We start from the raw sequence: 18,179 nt of genomic DNA on the forward strand, positions 1-18,179 counted from the left end.
AGCAGGCGGACTGCGTGCAAGGGGGCAAAACAAAAGGATAAGGCCATGACGACCTCAAAACCCCGGCCAACGATCGTCCACGGCGAAAGCCATTCCTATCCGGTGCTGCCGCTCCGCGACATCGTCGTCTTCCCGCACATGATCGTGCCGCTGTTCGTCGGCCGCGAGAAATCGATCCGCGCGCTCGAAGAGGTGATGAAGAACGACGCGTTGATCATGCTCGCGACGCAGAAGAACGCGTCCGATGACGATCCGGCACCCGATTCAATCTACGAGACCGGTACGCTCGCCAGCGTCCTGCAGCTCCTGAAACTGCCCGACGGCACCGTGAAGGTGCTGGTCGAGGGCCTCGAGCGCGCGCGTGTCGAGAAGTATTCCGATCGCAGCGAGTATTACGAGGCGACCGCGGTCGCGCTCGCCGACGCTGACGCCACCTCGGTCGAAGCCGAGGCGCTGTCGCGTTCGGTCGTGTCCGACTTCGAGAGCTATGTGAAGCTCAACAAGAAGATCTCCGCCGAAGTCGTCGGCGTGGTTCAGGCGATCACCGATTTCGCCAAGCTCGGCGACACCGTTGCCTCGCATCTGGCGGTCAAGATCGCCGATCGTCAGGCCATCCTGGAGACGTTGTCCGTCACGCAGCGCCTGGAGAAGGTGCTGGGCCTGATGGAGAGCGAGATCTCGGTGCTGCAGGTCGAGAAGCGCATCCGCTCGCGCGTCAAGCGCCAGATGGAGAAGACCCAGCGCGAGTATTACCTGAACGAGCAGATGAAGGCGATCCAGAAGGAGCTCGGCGACGACGAAGGTCGCGACGAGCTGGCCGATCTGGAGGAGAAGATCTCCAAGACCAAGCTGTCCAAGGAAGCGCGCGAGAAGGCACAGCACGAGCTGAAGAAGCTGCGCCAGATGTCGCCGATGTCCGCGGAAGCGACCGTCGTGCGCAACTATCTGGATTGGCTGCTGTCGATCCCGTGGGGCAAGAAGTCCAAGGTCAAGAAGGACCTCGAGGCCGCGCAGGCGGTGTTGGACTCCGATCACTACGGGCTCGAGAAGGTCAAGGACCGGATCGTCGAGTATCTCGCGGTGCAGTCGCGCGCCAACAAGCTGACCGGACCGATCCTGTGCCTGGTCGGGCCTCCCGGCGTCGGCAAGACCTCGCTCGGCAAGTCGATCGCCAAGGCGACCGGGCGCGAGTTCGTGCGCGTGTCGCTCGGCGGCGTGCGTGACGAGGCCGAGATCCGCGGTCACCGCCGCACCTATATCGGCTCGATGCCCGGCAAGATCATCCAGTCGATGCGCAAGGCGAAGACCTCGAACCCGCTGTTCCTGCTGGACGAGATCGACAAGATGGGCGCCGATTTCCGCGGCGATCCGTCGTCGGCGCTGCTTGAGGTTCTGGACCCCGAGCAGAACTCGACCTTCAACGACCACTACCTGGAGGTCGATTACGACCTGTCCAACGTGATGTTCATCACGACAGCGAATACGCTGAATATTCCGGGCCCGCTGATGGACCGCATGGAGATCATCCGGATCGCCGGCTACACCGAGAACGAGAAGGTCGAGATCGCGCGCAAGCACCTGATCCCGAGCGCGATCTCCAAGCACGGTCTGGACTCCAAGGAATGGTCGATCGACGACGCGGCCTTGCTGTTGATGATCCGCCGCTACACCCGCGAAGCGGGTGTGCGCAACCTGGAGCGTGAGCTCTCCACACTCGCCCGCAAGGCGGTGAAGGAGCTGATGATCTCCAAGAAGAAGTCGGTGAAGGTCACCGAGGCGAATATCGAGGAGTTCCTCGGCGTTCCGAAGTATCGCTACGGCGAGATCGACGAAGAGGACCAGGTCGGTATCGTTACCGGCCTGGCTTGGACCGATGTCGGCGGCGAGTTGCTCACCATCGAAGGCGTCATGATGCCCGGTAAGGGCAAGATGACGGTCACGGGCAATTTGCGCGACGTGATGAAGGAGTCGATCTCGGCGGCGGCGTCTTACGTCCGCTCGCGCGCGATCGTCTACGGCATCGAGCCGCCGCTGTTCGATCGCCGTGACATCCACGTTCACGTGCCGGAGGGCGCAACGCCGAAGGACGGTCCGTCCGCCGGCGTGGCGATGGCCACCGCGATCATCTCGGTCATGACCGGCATTCCGGTCCGCCACGATGTCGCGATGACCGGCGAGATCACGCTGCGTGGTCGCGTGCTGCCGATCGGCGGTCTGAAGGAGAAGCTGCTGGCTGCCGCGCGCGGCGGCATCAAGACGGTGCTGATCCCGGAGGACAACGCCAAGGATCTCACGGAGATATCCGATGCGATCAAGGGCGGCATGGACATCATTCCGGTCTCGCGGCTGGATGAGGTCGTCGCCAAGGCGCTGACCCGCGTGCCCGTGCCGATCGTCTGGGAAGAGGAGGCCAGCAAGGTCGACGTCAAGCCCGATGCTTCGGACGAAGCGTCCGGCGGCCTGACGGCGCACTAAGTGAGCTCCAGTCGAAATAATAAAACGGCGCCTTCGGGCGCCGTTTTTGTTTTGGTTGCTTGCAAGTGGGGTCAGGAAGCAGACGGCCTCAGTCGCCACCGGGAGCGGGGCGGGCGCCGGACTACTTCTTCTTCTCGACGACGAAATTGCCGATCGCCCCGAGCGCCATCAGCACGCTGGTTCCCAAAAACACCGCGCGCATGCCGATATGGCCGCCGATGAATCCGCCGGCGAGCGGGCCGATCACCTGACCGGCATATTGCGCCGAGATCGAGTAGCCCAGCATGCTGCCGGTGACGGCGTCGGGCACGTTGTGCCGGATCACGCTGGCGATGCAGGGCAACAGGCCGCCGAGCGCGAGCCCCATCAGGAAGCGCAGCAGGATCAGTTGCCAGCCGCTGACCACGAAGGCCTGCGGGATCAGCAGCAATGCCGAGACCGCCAGGCAGATGATGATGATCCGCCAGTGGCCGACGCGATCGGCGAGCTTGCCGAGATGCGACGACGACAGCAGGCTGCCGAAGGCCGCTGCCGACATCACGAGGCCGGCGACGAAAATCACCTGCGGCGCCTCGACCAGCTGAGCGACATAGACCGTGATGATCGGCTCGATCGACATGTTGGCGATCATCAAGAGCAGGCCCGTTCCCCACATCGCGACCACCGGGCGCTTGTCCGGGACCAGCGACCAGCCGCCGCGCGATTTGGCGCCTTTCGCGGTCTTCGGGCGTGCCTCCTCGCGGATCAGGAAGGTGGTGCCGAGGAAGGTGATGAAGATGACGCCGCCGATCAGGAAGAAGGTCGCGCGGATGCCGATCAGCCCGGGCAGCACGCCGCCGATCAACGGACCAACCAGGCTGCCGGCCATGATGCCGGCCGACAGCACGCCGATCGCCCAACCGGACCGCGCCTTCGGCGTTTGCGCCGCGACCAGCACGGTCGAGCCCGAGGCGTAGCCGCCGAGCAGGCCGGTCAATAGCCGCAAGCCGACCAGCTCATAGACATTGTGCGCCATGCCGATCAGCGACATCGCAATCGCCATGCCGAGGCTGGCGCGGATCAGCATCAGCTTGCGGCCGTAACGATCGGCGAGCCGTCCCCACAGCGGTGCCGTCAGCGCCGCGCTGAAGAAGGTTGCGCCATAGGCGACGCCCGACCATTGCACGATGGCAGCATGATCTGTGACGCCGAGCTGCTCGACATAGAGCGGCAGGAACGGCAGCAGCAGCGTCATTCCCACGATGGTGGTGAACGAGCCGACCACGCAAACGATCAGGTTGCGCTTCCAGGGGCCGGCGTCGAGGATGGCTTCGCGATCGACTTCGGCGTCCATGATTTGAGCGTCCAATACTTTAACGTCCAACACTTTAGCGTCCATGTCAGCGCAGCCCGATCACGGCGAAGCCGCGCGCGCGCAGGCCGCGGCGATCCTCGTTCAGCGAACGCAGCAGCCGATCGCGGGTGGCGGTGATGTGATCGGCAGCCTCGCGCGCGGCAGAATCCGGATCGTTGTCCTTGATGAAGCCGAGGATGCGGCGGTGCTCGCGCCAGGCCTGCTCGCGCGAGGGTTCGGTCCACACTTCGAGCCAGCGTGCCCGCGACAGCCGGGTCATCGCACCGGCGATCGCCTTGACGATGAACGGATTGCCGGAGAGCCGCGCGATCTCGACATGGAAATCGGTGCCGACGCGGTGCCATTCCTCGCGCAGCGCGCCGGACTGGCAGGCATCCAGCATCTCCTCGACGCCGGCGATGTCGGCCGCGCTCGCCCGCGCGCAGGCGAGGCGGACGGCTGTCGTTTCCAGTGGACTGCGGAACTCGGCCAGCGCCTCCAGCTCGCCGAGATCGATCGGCGCCACGATCCAGTTGCGGCCGTCGCGACGGACCAGCTCTTCGCCTTCGAGCCGCACCAGGGCGGCACGGATCGGCGTGCGCGACCCCTCGAACCGGCTCTCCAGCCAACGTTCGGTCAGCCGCTCGCCGGGGCCCAGGTCGAGCGAGAGGATCATCTCCCGGAGCTGGTCGTGGATCTGGAGCATCTGCGACATGGGGGGCCTCGGCGGGTGCACGGGATCGAGTTTGTGGTGGTTAGCGTATCCCGGTTTGGTATCCCAAACTAGGCCGATCCGGGATACCAGCATTGCTCCCAAGGAGCAGGCCGGCAGCCGAGCCGCACACGATGGAACGGCGCCCAGGGAGCCGCTTTGTTTGACGGAATTGGGAGAACGCGGATGCACATCGACGGGCAATGCCATTGCGGGGCCGTCACCTATCAGGCCGAGATCGATCCCGAACGAGTATCGATCTGCCATTGCACGGACTGCCAGGCGCTGACCGGCTCGCCCTATCGCGTCACGGTGATCTGTGCCGCCGAGCAGGTCCGGCTGACCGGAGGTGCGCCGAAAGTGTACGGCAAGCGGGGCGACAACGGCCGGATCCGCTTCCAGCATTTCTGCGGCGATTGCGGTTCCCCGTTGTTCACAAGCAGCGAGGACGGCGGTCCCGACGATTTTGGTATCCGCTGGGGCAGCATTCGCCAGCGCGGCGGATTGACCCCGCGACGCCAGTTCTGGGGCCGCTCCGCCGCGCCATGGATCAACGATCTCAGGGGATTGCCGGCGCGGCCGACGGATTGAGGGCTTGCGACCTTGCGCCTGAGGGGCGGGCGAGGCTAAAGAGGCGCGCAGGTAAGGGCGGCTAGCTCAGCTGGTTAGAGCATCTCGTTTACACCGAGAGGGTCGGGAGTTCGAATCTCTCGCCGCCTACCAGCATTCGCACCTCACGGGCTACGGCTGGGCAAGCCAGCCTTTTGCGGCCGAAGTTGCCGCGTAATCGGTGCCGCAGGGCGAAGGCTGTCACGCCGAAGCTCGAAGAGCGGAGGCGGACGGGCTCACTACCGATCACTGCCGTTCCCTTGCGGACCAAAGTATGATTCTCGTCATCGTCGTTCTCGCCGCGCAGGTTTGGAATCGACCTCGCTGCGATGCTATTATCTCGGCCTAACCGGGAACCTGATGCATGCGCAAACTCGCCGCGATTCTTCTTCTTGCCATGATTGCCGGACCTGCCTTGGCGCAGGACCATGTGCAGCGCTATCGCGAAGAGATCGAGAAATCACCGGCGGATACCGCCAACGAACAGCGGCAGCAACGTGCCTACCAGCGCGCGCTCAGCGGCGTGCCGGATCAGAAGCCCACCGACCCCTGGGGCATCGCGCGCAGCGATGGGCAGGGCGCGCCGAAGGCGAATGCCGCCAAGGCCACCGCGAAGACGCCTGCGCCGAAGCAGGCGAAGCCCACGAGCGCAGCCGCCAAATAATCCGAGACCGCAGGCCAGGTCGATGAAGTATTACGTCTGTAAATTGACCGGCCCGCGTCCGACCTTCCCGCAGGACATGACGCCTGAGGAAGCCGCGATCATGCAGGCGCATGTCGCGTATTGCGGCGAATTGCTGCGCGCCGGCAAGGCGCTTGTGTTCGGTCCCGTGGCCGATCCCGCCGGCGTCTGGGGACTGGGCGTGCTGCAACTGTCCGACGATGCCGATCCGCAGGAGATCGTCGCCAACGATCCCGTCACCAGGGCCAATGCCGGATTCACCTATCAGGTGATGCCGATGCTGCGCGCCGCGACGCGCGAGAGCTGTTAGAGCATGATCCGGAAAAGTGTGAAGCGGTTTTCCGAAGAGATCATGCTCAAAAAAAGGTGCTAAAGCGCGATGACGATTCGACACGATCTCATCGCGCTTTAGCTTCGCCGCAAGTTTCTCAGCAAAGGTTTTGTTCGCATGAACGCAGGTCATCCGCAAAACGCCGATCAGATCGCCTATTGGAACGGGCCGGGCGGCCAGCGCTGGGCCACCAGGCAGGCTGCGCAGGACATCGTGTTGCAGCCGGTGCTCGACCTCCTGATCGATCGCGCGGCCCCGAAAGCCGGCGAGCGCGTCGTCGATATCGGCTGCGGCAGCGGCGCCTCGAGCTTTGCGCTGGCGGCGAAGGTCGCGCCCGATGGCCACGTGCTCGGCGTCGACGTCTCGGAGCCGATGCTGACGCGGGCGCGGCAGAGCGCGCCGCAGGGGTTGCCGGTCGAATTCGCGCTTGCGGATGCGACCGTCTATCCGTTCGCGCGCGAGAGCTTCGACCTGCTGGCCTCGCGCTTCGGCGTGATGTTCTTTGCCGACCCAGCGGTGTCGTTCGCCAACCTGCACAAGGCGATGCGGAAGAGCGGGCGTCTCGCCTTCGCCTGCTGGCAGGAGCCGCGCGAGAATCCGTTCTTCATGGCGCCGCTGCAGGCGGTCTACAAGCACGTGCCGAAACTGCCGCAGCTCGGCCCCGAGGATCCCGGTCCGTTTTCGTTTGCGTCCGAGGCGCGGGTGAAGCGGATCCTGGGCGAGGCCGGCTTCTCCGGCATCGCCATGGAGCCGTGCAAGGTCGAGCTCGACGTTGCTGTTAGTCGCGGCATGGATGCGGCGATCCAGGGCGCGCTCGAAATCGGGCCGGCCAGCCGTGCGCTGGAAGGGCACCCGGATGACGTGCGCGCCGCCGCCATCGCATCGATGCGCGAGGCGCTCGCGCCGTTCGCGAAGGGCGATGCCGTGCTGCTGCCGGGCGCGATCTGGATCGTGACCGCGCGGGCCTGATCAGGCCTTCTCTTCCCAGATCATCGCCAGATGGACGATGGTCTGCACGGCCTTTTCCATGTCCTGCCGGCTGACCCATTCGAGCCGCGAATGGAACGCGTGCTCGCCGGCGAAGATGTTCGGGCAGGGCAGTCCCATGAAGGACAGCCGTGAACCATCGGTGCCGCCGCGGATCGAGGTCTTCACCGGCGTCAGGCCGGCGCGCTCGATCGCCTCGATTGCATAGGCGACGATCTGCGGGTGGCGATCGATCACCTCTTTCATGTTGCGGTATTGCTGCTTGACCTCCATGCGGTAGGTCGAGCGCGGATACGCCTTCATGACGTCCTGCACGATCTCTTCGAGCAGGGCTTCCTTCTGCTTCAGGCTGGCCTCGGTGAAATCGCGCACGATGAACTCGATCCGCGCGTTCTCCAGCGCGCCCGAAATCGCGACCGGATGCAGAAAACCTTCCTTGCCTTCGGTGGTCTCGGGCGAGCAGGTATGCTTCGGCAGGCGATCGACGATCGCGGCGGCGATCTTGATCGCGTGCTCCATCTTGCCCTTGGCGAAGCCCGGATGGGTCGCGACGCCTTCGATGATGATGCTGGCGCCGTCGGCCGAGAAGGTCTCGTCCTCGATATGGCCGGCGGTCTCTCCGTCCATGGTGTAGCCGAAGTCGGCGCCGAGTTTTTTGATGTCGACCTTGTCGACGCCGCGGCCGATCTCCTCGTCCGGCGTGAACAGGATCTTGATGGTGCCGTGCTTCACCTGCGGATTGGTGATCAGGAAATGCGCGGCATCCATGATCTCGGCGAGGCCGGCCTTGTTGTCGGCGCCGAGCAAAGTGGTGCCGTCGGTTGTGATGATGTCGTTGCCGATCTGGTCGGCCAGCGCTTCATGCTCGGCGGCGCGGATCACCTGCGAGGAATCGGCAGGCAACACGATGTTGCCGCCGCGATAGTTCTTCACGACCTGCGGCTTGACGTTCTTGCCGGTGCAGTCGGGCGAGGTGTCCATGTGCGAGCAGAAGCAGATCACCGGCACCGTCTTGCCGGTGTTGGCCGGGATCGTCGCATAGACGTAGCCATGCGGATCAAGATGCGCGTCCGCTACGCCCATCGCTTGCAACTCGGCGACCAGCAGGCGGCCGAGATTCTTCTGCTTCTCGGTGGAGGGCGTGGTGGGAGAATCCGGGTTGGACTGGGTATCGATCACGACATAGCGCAGGAAGCGCTCGGTGACGGTGTGCTTGAAGTCGAGAGCCGGTGCCAGCATGAAGACCGCACTAAGGTAGGGAAGGGGGAGACAGCGCCTTGGCCAAGTCGGTTCGTGCGAGCAGACCGCGACAAGGCAAGCGCCGAGAGACAACTCTATAACAGAAAAGCGCCATTCCGGGGCCGCGTGACCAGCCGGAATGGCGCTTTGTCTTAACGGAGAGAGTTACAGGCTTCGAGCGCTTTCGAGCGAATCGGCCTAGACGGCTTCCTTCAGCTCCTTGGCGGCGCGGAAGGCGACCTTCTTGCTCGCCTTGATGTGGATCTGCTCGCCGGTCGCCGGGTTGCGGCCCATGCGGGCGGCGCGCTTGCGGACCTGGAGGATGCCGAGGCCGACGATCCTGATACGCTCGCCCTTCTTGAGGTGCTTGGTGATCCGGTTGACCATGTCGGTCAGGAACGCCTCGGCCTGCTTCTTGGACAGCTCCTGCTCTTCGGCGATGGCCGCCGCCAGGTGCTTCAGCGTGATCGTCGCCGGTGTCGCTGCTTTCTTCGCCATGTCTGGCCCTCCTCGTTGCTGAATGGCTGGATTGCTTGCTGCTTTCGCGCGAATGGCGTGCCGTTCGCGTCGGGAAAAGTGCGTCCGAAAAAGTCCTGAAACCGCCGGTTCTGGGAACGGGCAGCGCCGGGCCGGCCACAGGAAACCCAGACCTGTCAGGCCTTAGTTGATTCGGGGCTTTACTGACACCGCCGTTTTGCCTGAAAACAGCCGACAACTCGGGCCTTGAGCGCAAAAAAGCCCGTGCTGTGCAGGGATCCGGAACGTCCTTGACTAACGGGAAGAGGCCCTTTATGCCCTCGGTCCTGCGCGGATCAATCCGATGATCGGCATCCGCGGGAGTAGCTCAGTTGGTTAGAGCGCCGCCCTGTCACGGCGGAGGCCGCGGGTTCGAGTCCCGTCTCTCGCGCCATTTATTTCAATAACTTAGCTGGAATGTCGGTCCCCAAAAGTATTTCTTGGGGCGTGGCAGAAATACTTTTTGCCACTTTTTGTTCCTCAAGCAGCTTGGCCCCGATGATGCGCGCCTGGTCGAAACGGCGGGCGCTCACGACGTTCACCGGGTTGTAGGTCTCGCGCAGCTTTTCGTTGCGGTCGACCGTGTTTGCCATTTTGTTGGATTGATCCTCCACAGTCGCGCCGCCGACGTCACCCTCTACCGCGCCGGAACGTCGCATATCCTGGAGCTGGCGCATTTCGGACGGCCCGAAAGCGAGCTTCCGGACCTCCGCGAAATCCTGGTTTGCGCTGCTCTTGGTGTAGGGTCGGGAAGGGACGTGCCTGCCGCCGCCGTGATCGCCGCCCCACTGGCCGGTTTCGCCGTTTCGGCTTACGGGGCGCCCGCCGCGCGTCCAGAACAAGGGCGTTTTATCGAGCAGCTTTGCGCCGCTAAACTGCTTCGCGAGGTAGGCGCGCAGGATCGCCAGTGACCATGCCGATAGCGTCGCCGCAGCCGCGCGCCCAGTTTTCGCACGATCGAGCGCGAAGTAAACGCCGACATTATCGAGCCGCGCCTTTTCGAAGTTGAGGCTGCGCGTGTCGATCGGCGAGAGTTGGCTATCCCAAGCCACGGCCATAAGAGCCGCGAGGCCGTAATAGCCGTTCCGCCATGCGACTTGGACCAGCTTCAATACCTCTTTCCGGTACCACACCTGATCGCGGGGCTTCGGCGGCGTGTTCGGGAACGTCTTCGCGGGGTCGGCAGTCAGGTCGCAATACTTCATGCCGCCCATTTTCTTCCAGAGCGCGCGCCAAACCTTGATGACCATGAAACGTTCAGTGACGGAGACCTTGGTCTCAATCTCGACGACAAGGCCGGCCGGTTTGCCGGTTGCTTGATCGAGACGCAGGAAGTGTTCCGGCGTGATGGTGCGCGGGTCACAGTCCGCAAATTTCGGCTCGATCCACTTCCATGCGCGCGGCCAGCTATCCCGCTTCACCTGCTCGTTGGTCCAGACGATGCCCTTTGCCAGCCTAGCCGCCTTGCGGATCGCCATAGCGCGCTGGTAGCCATCGCCGACACTTCCAGGGGGATATTTGGGTGACGCCTCTACGCGCTTCTGCGGGGCCGGGAGACCCAAGCGCGCAGCATCCCACGCGGCGTTCAATTCGACCGCCTTCATTTTGTCTTCGGTGCTGGCGGTAGGATACCCCTTGCTGTCGACGCCGGGGCCGCCTAGCCCCATCTTGACCGTGAAAAACCCATGGGCGCGCATGGGCTTCGTCGGCTGCCATTTCCAGCGGCCTTTCGAGTAGACGAAATACCTGATGCTATCGCGCCCCATGGCGGCCGTGTTCTCAGCCCAGCTTTTCGCGAGCATCGCGCAGGCGCGGACTCGACGTCAACTCCGGGACGTCCGGAAACAGCCGCCTAAAGCGGGCGCGGCGCCAAATCATGATGGCGTCGAGTGCGAAATTGCCGGTGGTGGGATCCGCCGGAGGAAAGCCGCGGTCCAGCAATGCCGGCAGGCTGGCTTTGAACTGCGCGAGATCCTGGCCCATCACTTTGGCGGCCTCGGTCGGCGTGATGTCGCCGGGCTCAATGGTTCGAGTACGTCCCACTAAAGAAAAATCTCCATGATTTGCGAGTGTTTGGGCATGCTACGCAGCGACGACGGCGGGCAGCTTGCGACCATCTGGGGCTAGTCCGTGCTTTGCGAGCAATTCAGCCGAAGCGCGACAGCCAGTTAGGCCGGGCTCCGGACCAGCATGGCGAGACCAAACCCGCGTCCGCGCGTAGAACTTCACAGCGCTTTCAAGCTGGAATTCTTCGCCTTCGCCGCCGGCGATCGTTTGAAGCGCGGCGACGGCCGCATGATCCGACCAGCGCTGTTGGTTGAGCCAGGTGCAGGCCTGCGGAATGAACCGCGTCCCGACGTTGCCGCGCGCCTGCTCATCGCTCGCCAGCTTGCGGGCCGCGTCGATCAGCATTTGCGGATCTAGCCCGGTTTTCACCAGCGAGTTGAACCTGGTTTCCGCCGGCTTGCGCGGGTTCGGACCATCCCGGCGAGGATAGGCCTGCCAGAACTCGTCAAAGCGGGACGGTTCAGCGCTGCGCTTGGCCGCTATCGCCTCTTCAAGGTCGATTTGCCTTGGATCGCTCGCAGGTCGATCTTCGACCGACCGAGAATGATCCTCTTCCTTGGTCCTGGTCCTAGGTCCTAGGTCCGTAGCCGAAGCCTCGCGAACATTCGCGAGGGCTCGCGAATTCTCCACGAATGCCGGCAATCGAGATTTTGACGGCTTGTCAATCTTCTGATGTTCCAGCCAGTTAGTGATTTCGAGGTAGGTTGAACCCTCGACCACATACCGCCTCACCATTTCGCGCTGCTCAAGCTCATCGAGCCAGCCATCAATGAGAAAGTTCGCGTCGTCGTCGTAGGGGTAAAGAAGGCTCGCGAGCATTCGCGAGGATGCGCGAAGCCTCCCCTCATCGTCCGATAGCGTCCAAAGCTGGATGAACAGCAACCGCGCGTCACGCGAGAGCTTGCCGACGCTTTCGGACTGCGGAAACTCCGGTTTGATGGTGCGAATTCTTCCCACTAGGCCGCGGCTCCGCTCGATCGCTTGATCTTGTTCCAGCAGGTGCCGCAGAAGTAACGAAAGGCCCTGTCGCGGCTCCAGGGCATTTTGTCGGTCGCTACTTCCATCGCCTCTTGGACGTCGTGAACACTGAGCCGTTCCAAGAACGAGCGGATGCTCGCTAGGCGAGTGCGGTTGATCTCATCGTCACGAAACGCCCGCATGAAGATTTCAGCAATGAACCAAAGTTCGTCGTCACGTTGCTGCTTGCGCGTTTCTAAGCTGGCCCGATAGGGGCTGATCTGATCGGCTTTTTCCAAGGTCATCTCCGTTGGGCGCCCGGCCGGCCAAGGCACAGGACGCAGTGCTTCGCTATTCGCGAAACCGGGGCCCAACGAAGGCTTCTGGTTTTCGCATCCTCATCCCTCTGGCCAAGGGAATTCATTGTCTGAATTGGTTTGTAGGACCGCCCTAGTAAATTCTCAAAGCGTCATGCGGTGCACATTCACAGCACGCCCACAGAAATAGATCAGTGCAGCAAGCGTTGGCTCTAGCGCCGCGCGCAATGAAACGTTTCACGAAACGTTTCAACCCGCGCGGCTTCGCCAGTGCGTCTGTGGGACTTTCGAAAAGTTATCCCGAGAAATCGGAAAGTCGCTCACTTTCCGTTTCCGGAATTAACGCAGCCGGGAGATTGCTAGAGGCATGAGCATTGCTGATTTGCGCTCCCGAATGGCTGATGTGCCCGGTATCGAAACGCTCACTCTCGCGCTTTCGGCCGGCTATCAGCACCTCACCTGGGCCAATGGTGGAATGAGCGCCAGCGTCGGCGCGTTCGCTTCCGACCAGGACATAGAGGACGCAATCCGCAACGCGATGCGGCTCCCGGCCGTCTCGATCATCCCAGACCAACCGAAAGAGGAAACCATGAGCGTTACCGGCGCCGGCTATGCTGGCGGTTCATTCTCCACGCGCCTCCGCGCGATCCGTCAGAAGGTCGAGAACACCAGCACCAAGATGGACGCGGCCCTAACCAGGATGGAACAGGCCGCGGACGCTCATGACCAGCTCGCAACCGCCGTTGAAGGCGACGCTGATCGCCTCCTGGCGGACATCGGTCAATTCACCAACGGGGGCCAGTAAGTCTCCCTATGGCTCGCCCGTCCGATTACTCCCTCCAACTCGCTGCCCTGATCTGCGACCGGATGGCAGAAGGCGAAAGCCTGCGCACCATCTGCAAGGATGAGGACATGCCTGCGCGGTCGACCGTGTTCCTGTGGCTGGCGGCTCACAAAGAGTTCTCGGACCTATACGCGCGCGCGGTGGACGCTCGGGCGCACCTCCTGGCGGAAGAAATCCTTGAGATTTCGGACGATGGCCGGAACGACACTTACAAGGACGACGAGGGTAACGTGATGACCGATCACGACGTCATCGCGCGGTCGAGGCTGCGGGTCGATAGCCGGAAATGGCTGGCGGCTCGCCTGGCGCCGAGGAAGTACGGCGACAAGATCACGCAAGAGGTCACCGGCGCGGATGGCGGGCCGATCAAGTCGGAAGTCACTCGGATTGAGCTGGTCGCGGCTCCGATCCCAGCGAACCTCGGGGATGCATCATGACGCGCGGACCGCTCCACGGTGCCGCCCTTGTCCGGATCTCGACCTCGCCGGCGCGCGTCGACAACGAATTTTACGCCGTGTTCGTTCACGGCGAGATGAGGCCAATTCAATGGGCGTCCTGGTCGGCGGCGAGCGCCCATTTTCACGCTGAGTGCAGCACCGCTGACGTCAAAACAAGGGAGATCGCATGACCTTTATGCCGCGTTTCGTTGAGCCGCCTTGCATCCTCGATCGGCGCCAGCCGGTGCGGGCCGATTGGGTGTGGTTCCTGGATGACCTGGGCTATCGCCGCGGTGACGTTCGGAACACTTCCTCACGGATCGCGCTCGCACATGGCATCGCAACGTTTCGGGGGGAAGCATGAACGCATTTCGGATCGAGAAATTACCGGCCGGCGGCTTTGTCGTGTCCGCCGGGCATCCCCGGCCTGGGGAATGCGGAATGGAGCTGTTCGCATCCAGCACGATCGGCGAGGCGCTGGATTTCATGCGGCGCCAGCTTGAGCCTGCGGCGACAGATGCGGCGCCGGCGAACAAGCCGGCCGGGCCGTTTCGATATGACCGAAAGCCGCCGGCTGGCGTTGATCGTTGGTACGTCTGAGCCGGCAGTTTCCGGCGGGCTGAGACAAGGGGGACGATTTGAGCTCTACCGAACAACAGTTGCAGGATCGCGTACAGGAGCTAGAGGCGCTGCTCGGCGTCGGCAACGACGACGTTTCGCGGCTGTTGACGGTGCTCGATGCCACACCGCAGCAATGCGAAATGGTCGGGTTCATGCTCAAGCGGGCAGTTGCCGGCCGTGAGGCAATGTTCACGGTCCTATTTGGCGCTCGGCCTGAGTGCGACAAGCCGGAAATGAAGCTGATTGACGTGCAAATGGTCAAGGTACGGGCCGCGCTCGAAAAGGTCGGTATCCACGTCAACACCGAATGGGGCGCCGGCGGCTGGTCTATCACGCGATCGGACAAGGCCAAGCTCCGCGCCTTGATGGAAGGCCGCGAGCCGCCGCCGGCGTGCGCTACCAGCTTGCCGGCGCCTCGGCCTCCTACGCTGACGCCTGGCGCGCGGGAAGCGATCCGCGACCGCCGCTTGGCGTTCCTGGAGGGTGCGTGATGCTGCTTATGGCCTGCCTGTGCCTATTCAACGGTTGCCACGGGCTCGCGTTCATCGCGCTTTGCCTCTGGGGGCTGTCTGACTGATCTCTAACCCGAACCTGGAGCGTCGCCCATGTGGCCGCAAATCGTCTTTCTCTCGCTAATGGCTATCGGCTTCGGCATCTCGCTTGCTCTCTATGGCGAGAGGCGCCGCGGTACCTACAATTTCGGCTATGTGTTTGTCGTTCCGGTTTTCACGCTCTGGCTGCTCTATGAGGGCGGTTTCTTCGCAGCTATCGGCCTCGCTCCCTGAGGAAACGTTTCCTGCAACGTTGCATAACCGTTCCGCATGACACGCGATGATATCACAGCGCTAGCCTATCTGTCCGTCCTCTACGGCTGGCTTGCGCTGCTCGGTGTGCAGGCGGCTCGGCATTTCCTCGGCTACGCATGACCGCGGCTCAAATCCTCCTGCCTCCTAAGCTCGTCGATGTGTTCACCGGCGAGGCGATGTATCGCGGTGCCTTTGGTGGCCGCGGCTCGGCCAAAACGCGCTCGTTTGCCAAGATGGCGGCCGTACGCGCCATGATGTGGGCAACGGAAGGCCGCGAGGGGATCATCCTGTGCGGCCGCGAGTTCATGAATTCGCTGGCTGACAGCTCGTTGGCCGAGGTCAAGTTCGCAATTTCGTCTGAACCCTGGCTCGCCGATTTCTTCGACGTCGGCGAAACCTATGTCAGGACCAAATGCCGGCGGATATCGTTCGTGTTTGCCGGCCTTCGGCACAACCTCGAAAGCATCAAGTCAAAGGCGAAGATACTGCTTCTCTGGGTCGATGAGGCTGAACCGGTCTCGAATGATGCCTGGGACGTCACCATCCCGACCGTGCGCGAAGAGGGCGCCGAAATCTGGATCACCTGGAACCCTGACCGCAAGAAAAGCGCGACGCACAAGCGGTTCCGGGAAAGCCCGCCGGAAGGCTCGAAAATCATAGAGCTGAACTGGCGGGATAACCCGTTCTTTCCCGCGATCCTCAACAAGACGCGGCTCGATGACCAGAAAAACCGGCCCGATCAATACGATTGGGTGTGGAACGGCGGTTTCCGAACGGTGGTCGAGGGCGCGTATTACGCCAAGGGCCTGCTAGAGGCGAAAGAGCAGGGCCGCATTGCGTTCGTCCCGCGCGATCCGCTCATGCAGGTACGCGCCTATTGGGACATCGGCGGCACGGGCGCCAAGGCGGACGCAACAGCGATTTGGATTGCTCAATTCATCGGGCAGCAAATCAACGTGCTCGACTATTACGAGGCGCAAGGTCAGCCGCTCTCGGCCCATGTCGCCTGGCTGCGCGATCGGAAGTGGGACAAGGCGCTTTGCGTCCTGCCGCATGACGGCGCGGCCGGCGAAAAGGTCTTTGCGACGTCCTACGAAAGCGCGATCCGGGAAGCGGGCTTTGACGTGCTGGTAGTGCCGAACCAGGGCGCGGGCGCGGCCTCGGCGCGCATTGAGACCGGCCGGCGGCTTTTCCCGCGGATATTCTTCAACGGCGCGACGACTGAGCCGGGCCGCGATGCGCTCGGCTGGTACCACGAAAAGCGCTCGAACGATAAAGAGCGGGACATCGGGCTAGGGCCTAACCATGATTGGTCGAGCCACGGCGCCGACGCCTTCGGCCTGATGTGCATTCACTACGATCAGCCGGCCGGCGCACCGCCTCCGCGCGATCGGTACCGCGACCGACGCAGCTCGGGCGGCGGATCCTGGCAAAGCGTCTGAAAATTCATTTCCCGGCGGGTGGTAGCACCGATGCAGCGCTTTTCGCTCATCGGGGCTCACCATGTCGCTATACGGCAACGTCGATAGTCAGGTTTTCCAGAACATCGCGGCGACGCCGGCGGCCTTCGCGCTGAAAGGCGGCTGCTTCGGCGTCACGGTGCACGCCGATACCTGGGGCGGTGGCTCGGTCGACCTAAAGCGGCAAGCTGCTGACGGAACGACCTTCATTTCCGTCCTGTCGGCTCCTTTCACCGCGGACGCATACCAGGTCGTCAACATCCCGCCGGGCACCTATCAGTTGGCCGTTGCGACGGCGACCGGCGTCGATGCCGACGTGACGTCCGTGTTTTCGACCACGGGCTAGGGCGGTGCGGGCGGTCAAGAAATTCTTCGGAAGCGGCGCCTCGATGGGGCAGAGCGCGGCTGCGTTCGCGCCATCACCGGCCCCGGCCGGCTTCCATTGGGAATTTGTCACATCAAACGGCGAGCGGGTGACGGCGGCAACCGCTGGATCGCCCGCTGAACCCGTCGTTGTTCTCGTGGGGAACTGAGCATGGATTTTAATCGCGTCACTCGCCGAAAGCTGCAAGTCGTCGCCACGCGCGGCCGTGTCGCGGGTGATTACACCCAGGGCGGCGGCACGGCGACCCGGTTTGAAAGCCGGATCAAGATGCGCTCGGCGCCGGTCTACGTGCGGGACATTTGCCTTCTGTACGGCAATTTCATTGCCAACGCGACCAGCTCGGACGCTGATGCGCCGAACGACATCACGGTAGAAGCCTGCCTTGAGTCTCTGACCGGCGTTTTTGCCCGTCGCGCCTTCATGCAGGGCAATACGACCCGGCTACTCTCGGCCGGCGCGCACTATTTCATTTCGGACAAGATCGGCGCCGATCTGGCGCCCAGCACCGATTTCGCGATCCGCACCGGCGTCACCGTGAACGCCGGCCAGTTTGTGCAGTACGGCACGCTGATACTGACCACGGCGGACGCTTTCATCGAAAACACTTCGGGAACGTCGCAAATTCAGGGCACTGGCGCACTTGTGACGAATGGCGGTGTATCGGTGGCAAAGGGCTACGGCCCGCTCGCCGTGCTCGGCTATCCCCTGACGCCAACGCCGGCGGCCGTGATCCGCGGCGATAGCATCGCGGTCGGCGTGGCGGACACCAACAACAACGTAGGCGCCAACGGTTTCCTTGAGCGCGGCCTGGTCGGCGCCACGGGCGGCGCAATCCCGTTCATGAACCTGGCGCGCGCGGGTGACAGCCTCCAGGGCGAAGGCGCGATCGGCCACGGCTGGCGGCGCGATAGCCTTATGGACTTCGCCACGCACTACATTTCCGACATGGGCAACAACGACATTGCCGGCGGCGTCTCGCTCGCCAGCATGCAAACGTTGGTGCAAGCCGCCTGGAAATCGGCGAGGGCGCGCGGCCTCAAGGTCTACCATTGCACGTTGCTTCCGCGCACCACCTCAACGGACGCCTTCGCCACGGCCGCAAATCAGACCATTGTCGCCAATTACGAAAGCAGCGGCATCCGCGGCCAGTTCAACACCTGGCTGTTCACTCAGGTAGGCGTGAATATCGACGGCGTGATTGACATCAATGCAACGGTCGAGGATCCCGCCAACCTCGGGAAGTGGCTGACGGCGGGCGGCCCGTATACCGGCGACGGAACGCACCCGAACGCCGCTGGCAACCTGCTCGCTGTCCCGGCCGTCTCCGCGGTGGTCAACACCTGGAAGTAACGCGCGCCGGGAAAATCATTTCCGGCCCGATGGTAGCACCGAAGATCAATC

Annotated in this window: 21 protein-coding genes and 2 tRNA genes; 15 read left to right on the forward strand and 8 right to left on the reverse strand. The window is 63.1% G+C overall.

Annotated features, from left to right (window positions below; genetic code table 11):
* Positions 1-45: 45 nt before the first annotated feature.
* Positions 46-2,475 (forward strand): endopeptidase La, encoded by a 2,430-nt coding sequence (gene lon, locus K359_RS0131420; protein ID WP_029082874.1) that lies wholly within the window; start codon positions 46-48, stop codon positions 2,473-2,475.
* A 121-nt stretch (positions 2,476-2,596) separates the two neighbouring features.
* On the opposite strand, the gene K359_RS0131425 is transcribed toward lon, so the two are convergent.
* Positions 2,597-3,808, reverse strand: coding sequence for an MFS transporter (locus tag K359_RS0131425; protein ID WP_035977453.1), 1,212 nt, complete (start codon positions 3,806-3,808; stop codon positions 2,597-2,599).
* A 46-nt stretch (positions 3,809-3,854) separates the two neighbouring features.
* Entirely contained in the window at positions 3,855-4,523 is a 669-nt protein-coding gene (locus tag K359_RS0131430) for a GntR family transcriptional regulator (protein ID WP_029082876.1), read from the reverse strand.
* 183 nt (positions 4,524-4,706) lie between these two features.
* On the opposite strand from K359_RS0131430, the gene K359_RS0131435 reads away from it, so the two are divergent.
* From K359_RS0131435 to K359_RS0131455, 5 genes are all read left to right on the forward strand, one after another.
* Positions 4,707-5,111, forward strand: coding sequence for a GFA family protein (locus K359_RS0131435; protein ID WP_029082877.1), 405 nt, complete (start codon positions 4,707-4,709; stop codon positions 5,109-5,111).
* A gap of 55 nt (positions 5,112-5,166) precedes the next feature.
* A tRNA-Val gene (locus tag K359_RS0131440) sits at positions 5,167-5,243 on the forward strand.
* A gap of 250 nt (positions 5,244-5,493) precedes the next feature.
* Entirely contained in the window at positions 5,494-5,793 is a 300-nt protein-coding gene (locus K359_RS0131445; protein WP_029082878.1) for a hypothetical protein, read from the forward strand.
* Between the two features lie 22 nt (positions 5,794-5,815).
* Positions 5,816-6,121, forward strand: a complete 306-nt coding sequence (locus K359_RS0131450; RefSeq protein ID WP_029082879.1) for a YciI family protein — start codon at positions 5,816-5,818, stop codon at positions 6,119-6,121.
* 138 nt (positions 6,122-6,259) lie between these two features.
* Positions 6,260-7,111 carry a class I SAM-dependent methyltransferase gene (locus K359_RS0131455; RefSeq protein ID WP_029082880.1) on the forward strand — a complete coding sequence of 284 codons (852 nt, stop codon included), beginning with the start codon at positions 6,260-6,262 and terminating at the stop codon, positions 7,109-7,111.
* Here the strand turns inward: K359_RS0131455 and pepT are convergent, their stop codons facing one another.
* Entirely contained in the window at positions 7,112-8,368 is a 1,257-nt protein-coding gene (gene pepT, locus K359_RS0131460; protein ID WP_029082881.1) for a peptidase T, read from the reverse strand.
* Between the two features lie 198 nt (positions 8,369-8,566).
* Positions 8,567-8,890, reverse strand: a complete 324-nt coding sequence (locus tag K359_RS0131465) for an HU family DNA-binding protein (RefSeq protein WP_256375183.1) — start codon at positions 8,888-8,890, stop codon at positions 8,567-8,569.
* A 311-nt stretch (positions 8,891-9,201) separates the two neighbouring features.
* Here K359_RS0131465 and K359_RS0131470 point away from each other — a divergent pair.
* Positions 9,202-9,278 (forward strand) — tRNA-Asp (locus K359_RS0131470).
* A gap of 1 nt (position 9,279) precedes the next feature.
* On the opposite strand, the gene K359_RS0131475 is transcribed toward K359_RS0131470, so the two are convergent.
* From K359_RS0131475 to K359_RS0131490, 4 genes are read right to left on the reverse strand one after another with little or no spacing between them, the layout of a single operon-like run.
* Positions 9,280-10,686 carry a hypothetical protein gene (locus K359_RS0131475; RefSeq protein ID WP_029082883.1) on the reverse strand — a complete coding sequence of 469 codons (1,407 nt, stop codon included), beginning with the start codon at positions 10,684-10,686 and terminating at the stop codon, positions 9,280-9,282.
* Positions 10,664-10,927 (reverse strand): hypothetical protein, encoded by a 264-nt coding sequence (locus K359_RS53475; protein ID WP_051346507.1) that lies wholly within the window; start codon positions 10,925-10,927, stop codon positions 10,664-10,666. The genes K359_RS0131475 and K359_RS53475 overlap by 23 nt, the downstream gene beginning before the upstream one ends.
* Before the next feature lie 39 nt (positions 10,928-10,966).
* Positions 10,967-11,908: a hypothetical protein gene (locus tag K359_RS57445; protein WP_029082884.1), complete on the reverse strand. Its 942-nt coding sequence runs from the start codon at positions 11,906-11,908 to the stop codon at positions 10,967-10,969.
* Positions 11,908-12,207 carry a hypothetical protein gene (locus tag K359_RS0131490; RefSeq protein ID WP_156928750.1) on the reverse strand — a complete coding sequence of 100 codons (300 nt, stop codon included), beginning with the start codon at positions 12,205-12,207 and terminating at the stop codon, positions 11,908-11,910. The genes K359_RS57445 and K359_RS0131490 overlap by 1 nt, the downstream gene beginning before the upstream one ends.
* Positions 12,208-12,592: 385 nt before the next feature.
* Here K359_RS0131490 and K359_RS0131495 point away from each other — a divergent pair, with 385 nt between their 5' ends.
* The 8 genes from K359_RS0131495 (at position 12,593) to K359_RS0131545 (ending at position 18,128) form a co-directional block, all read left to right on the forward strand.
* The gene (locus K359_RS0131495; protein WP_156928751.1) at positions 12,593-13,030 is read left to right on the forward strand and encodes a hypothetical protein; all 438 of its coding nucleotides are present in this window, start codon (positions 12,593-12,595) and stop codon (positions 13,028-13,030) included.
* A gap of 8 nt (positions 13,031-13,038) precedes the next feature.
* Positions 13,039-13,506: a hypothetical protein gene (locus K359_RS53485; protein WP_035977455.1), complete on the forward strand. Its 468-nt coding sequence runs from the start codon at positions 13,039-13,041 to the stop codon at positions 13,504-13,506.
* Between the two features lie 360 nt (positions 13,507-13,866).
* The gene (locus K359_RS61735; protein WP_029082888.1) at positions 13,867-14,106 is read left to right on the forward strand and encodes a hypothetical protein; all 240 of its coding nucleotides are present in this window, start codon (positions 13,867-13,869) and stop codon (positions 14,104-14,106) included.
* 38 nt (positions 14,107-14,144) lie between these two features.
* Positions 14,145-14,618 (forward strand): hypothetical protein, encoded by a 474-nt coding sequence (locus tag K359_RS0131520; protein ID WP_156928752.1) that lies wholly within the window; start codon positions 14,145-14,147, stop codon positions 14,616-14,618.
* A gap of 114 nt (positions 14,619-14,732) precedes the next feature.
* On the forward strand, positions 14,733-14,912 hold the full coding sequence (locus tag K359_RS0131525; protein ID WP_029082890.1) for a hypothetical protein: 180 nt from the start codon (positions 14,733-14,735) through the stop codon (positions 14,910-14,912).
* Between the two features lie 137 nt (positions 14,913-15,049).
* Positions 15,050-16,375, forward strand: coding sequence for a PBSX family phage terminase large subunit (locus K359_RS0131535; RefSeq protein ID WP_029082891.1), 1,326 nt, complete (start codon positions 15,050-15,052; stop codon positions 16,373-16,375).
* Positions 16,376-16,436: 61 nt separating this feature from the next.
* Positions 16,437-16,739 carry a hypothetical protein gene (locus K359_RS0131540; protein ID WP_029082892.1) on the forward strand — a complete coding sequence of 101 codons (303 nt, stop codon included), beginning with the start codon at positions 16,437-16,439 and terminating at the stop codon, positions 16,737-16,739.
* 189 nt (positions 16,740-16,928) lie between these two features.
* The gene (locus K359_RS0131545; protein ID WP_029082893.1) at positions 16,929-18,128 is read left to right on the forward strand and encodes a GDSL-type esterase/lipase family protein; all 1,200 of its coding nucleotides are present in this window, start codon (positions 16,929-16,931) and stop codon (positions 18,126-18,128) included.
* Positions 18,129-18,179: the final 51 nt, after the last annotated feature.

It is taken from the genome of Bradyrhizobium sp. th-b2, assembly GCF_000426785.1.
GTDB lineage: Bacteria > Pseudomonadota > Alphaproteobacteria > Rhizobiales > Xanthobacteraceae > Bradyrhizobium > Bradyrhizobium septentrionale.

Bases quoted from the DNA above. Each gene is read 5' to 3' on its own strand.
- K359_RS0131455 (WP_029082880.1), top strand. From the start codon at position 6,260: ATGAACGCAGGTCATCCGCAAAACGCCGATCAGATCGCCTATTGGAAC.
- lon (WP_029082874.1), top strand. From the start codon at position 46: ATGACGACCTCAAAACCCCGGCCAACGATCGTCCACGGCGAAAGCCAT.
- K359_RS0131525 (WP_029082890.1), top strand. From the start codon at position 14,733: ATGTGGCCGCAAATCGTCTTTCTCTCGCTAATGGCTATCGGCTTCGGC.
- K359_RS0131425 (WP_035977453.1), bottom strand. From the start codon at position 3,808: ATGGACGCCGAAGTCGATCGCGAAGCCATCCTCGACGCCGGCCCCTGG.
- K359_RS0131540 (WP_029082892.1), top strand. From the start codon at position 16,437: ATGTCGCTATACGGCAACGTCGATAGTCAGGTTTTCCAGAACATCGCG.
- K359_RS0131450 (WP_029082879.1), top strand. From the start codon at position 5,816: ATGAAGTATTACGTCTGTAAATTGACCGGCCCGCGTCCGACCTTCCCG.
- K359_RS0131535 (WP_029082891.1), top strand. From the start codon at position 15,050: ATGACCGCGGCTCAAATCCTCCTGCCTCCTAAGCTCGTCGATGTGTTC.
- K359_RS0131495 (WP_156928751.1), top strand. From the start codon at position 12,593: ATGAGCATTGCTGATTTGCGCTCCCGAATGGCTGATGTGCCCGGTATC.
- K359_RS0131445 (WP_029082878.1), top strand. From the start codon at position 5,494: ATGCGCAAACTCGCCGCGATTCTTCTTCTTGCCATGATTGCCGGACCT.
- K359_RS0131545 (WP_029082893.1), top strand. From the start codon at position 16,929: ATGGATTTTAATCGCGTCACTCGCCGAAAGCTGCAAGTCGTCGCCACG.
- K359_RS53485 (WP_035977455.1), top strand. From the start codon at position 13,039: ATGGCTCGCCCGTCCGATTACTCCCTCCAACTCGCTGCCCTGATCTGC.
- pepT (WP_029082881.1), bottom strand. From the start codon at position 8,368: ATGCTGGCACCGGCTCTCGACTTCAAGCACACCGTCACCGAGCGCTTC.
- K359_RS0131430 (WP_029082876.1), bottom strand. From the start codon at position 4,523: ATGTCGCAGATGCTCCAGATCCACGACCAGCTCCGGGAGATGATCCTC.
- K359_RS0131475 (WP_029082883.1), bottom strand. From the start codon at position 10,686: ATGCTCGCGAAAAGCTGGGCTGAGAACACGGCCGCCATGGGGCGCGAT.
- K359_RS61735 (WP_029082888.1), top strand. From the start codon at position 13,867: ATGAACGCATTTCGGATCGAGAAATTACCGGCCGGCGGCTTTGTCGTG.
- K359_RS0131435 (WP_029082877.1), top strand. From the start codon at position 4,707: ATGCACATCGACGGGCAATGCCATTGCGGGGCCGTCACCTATCAGGCC.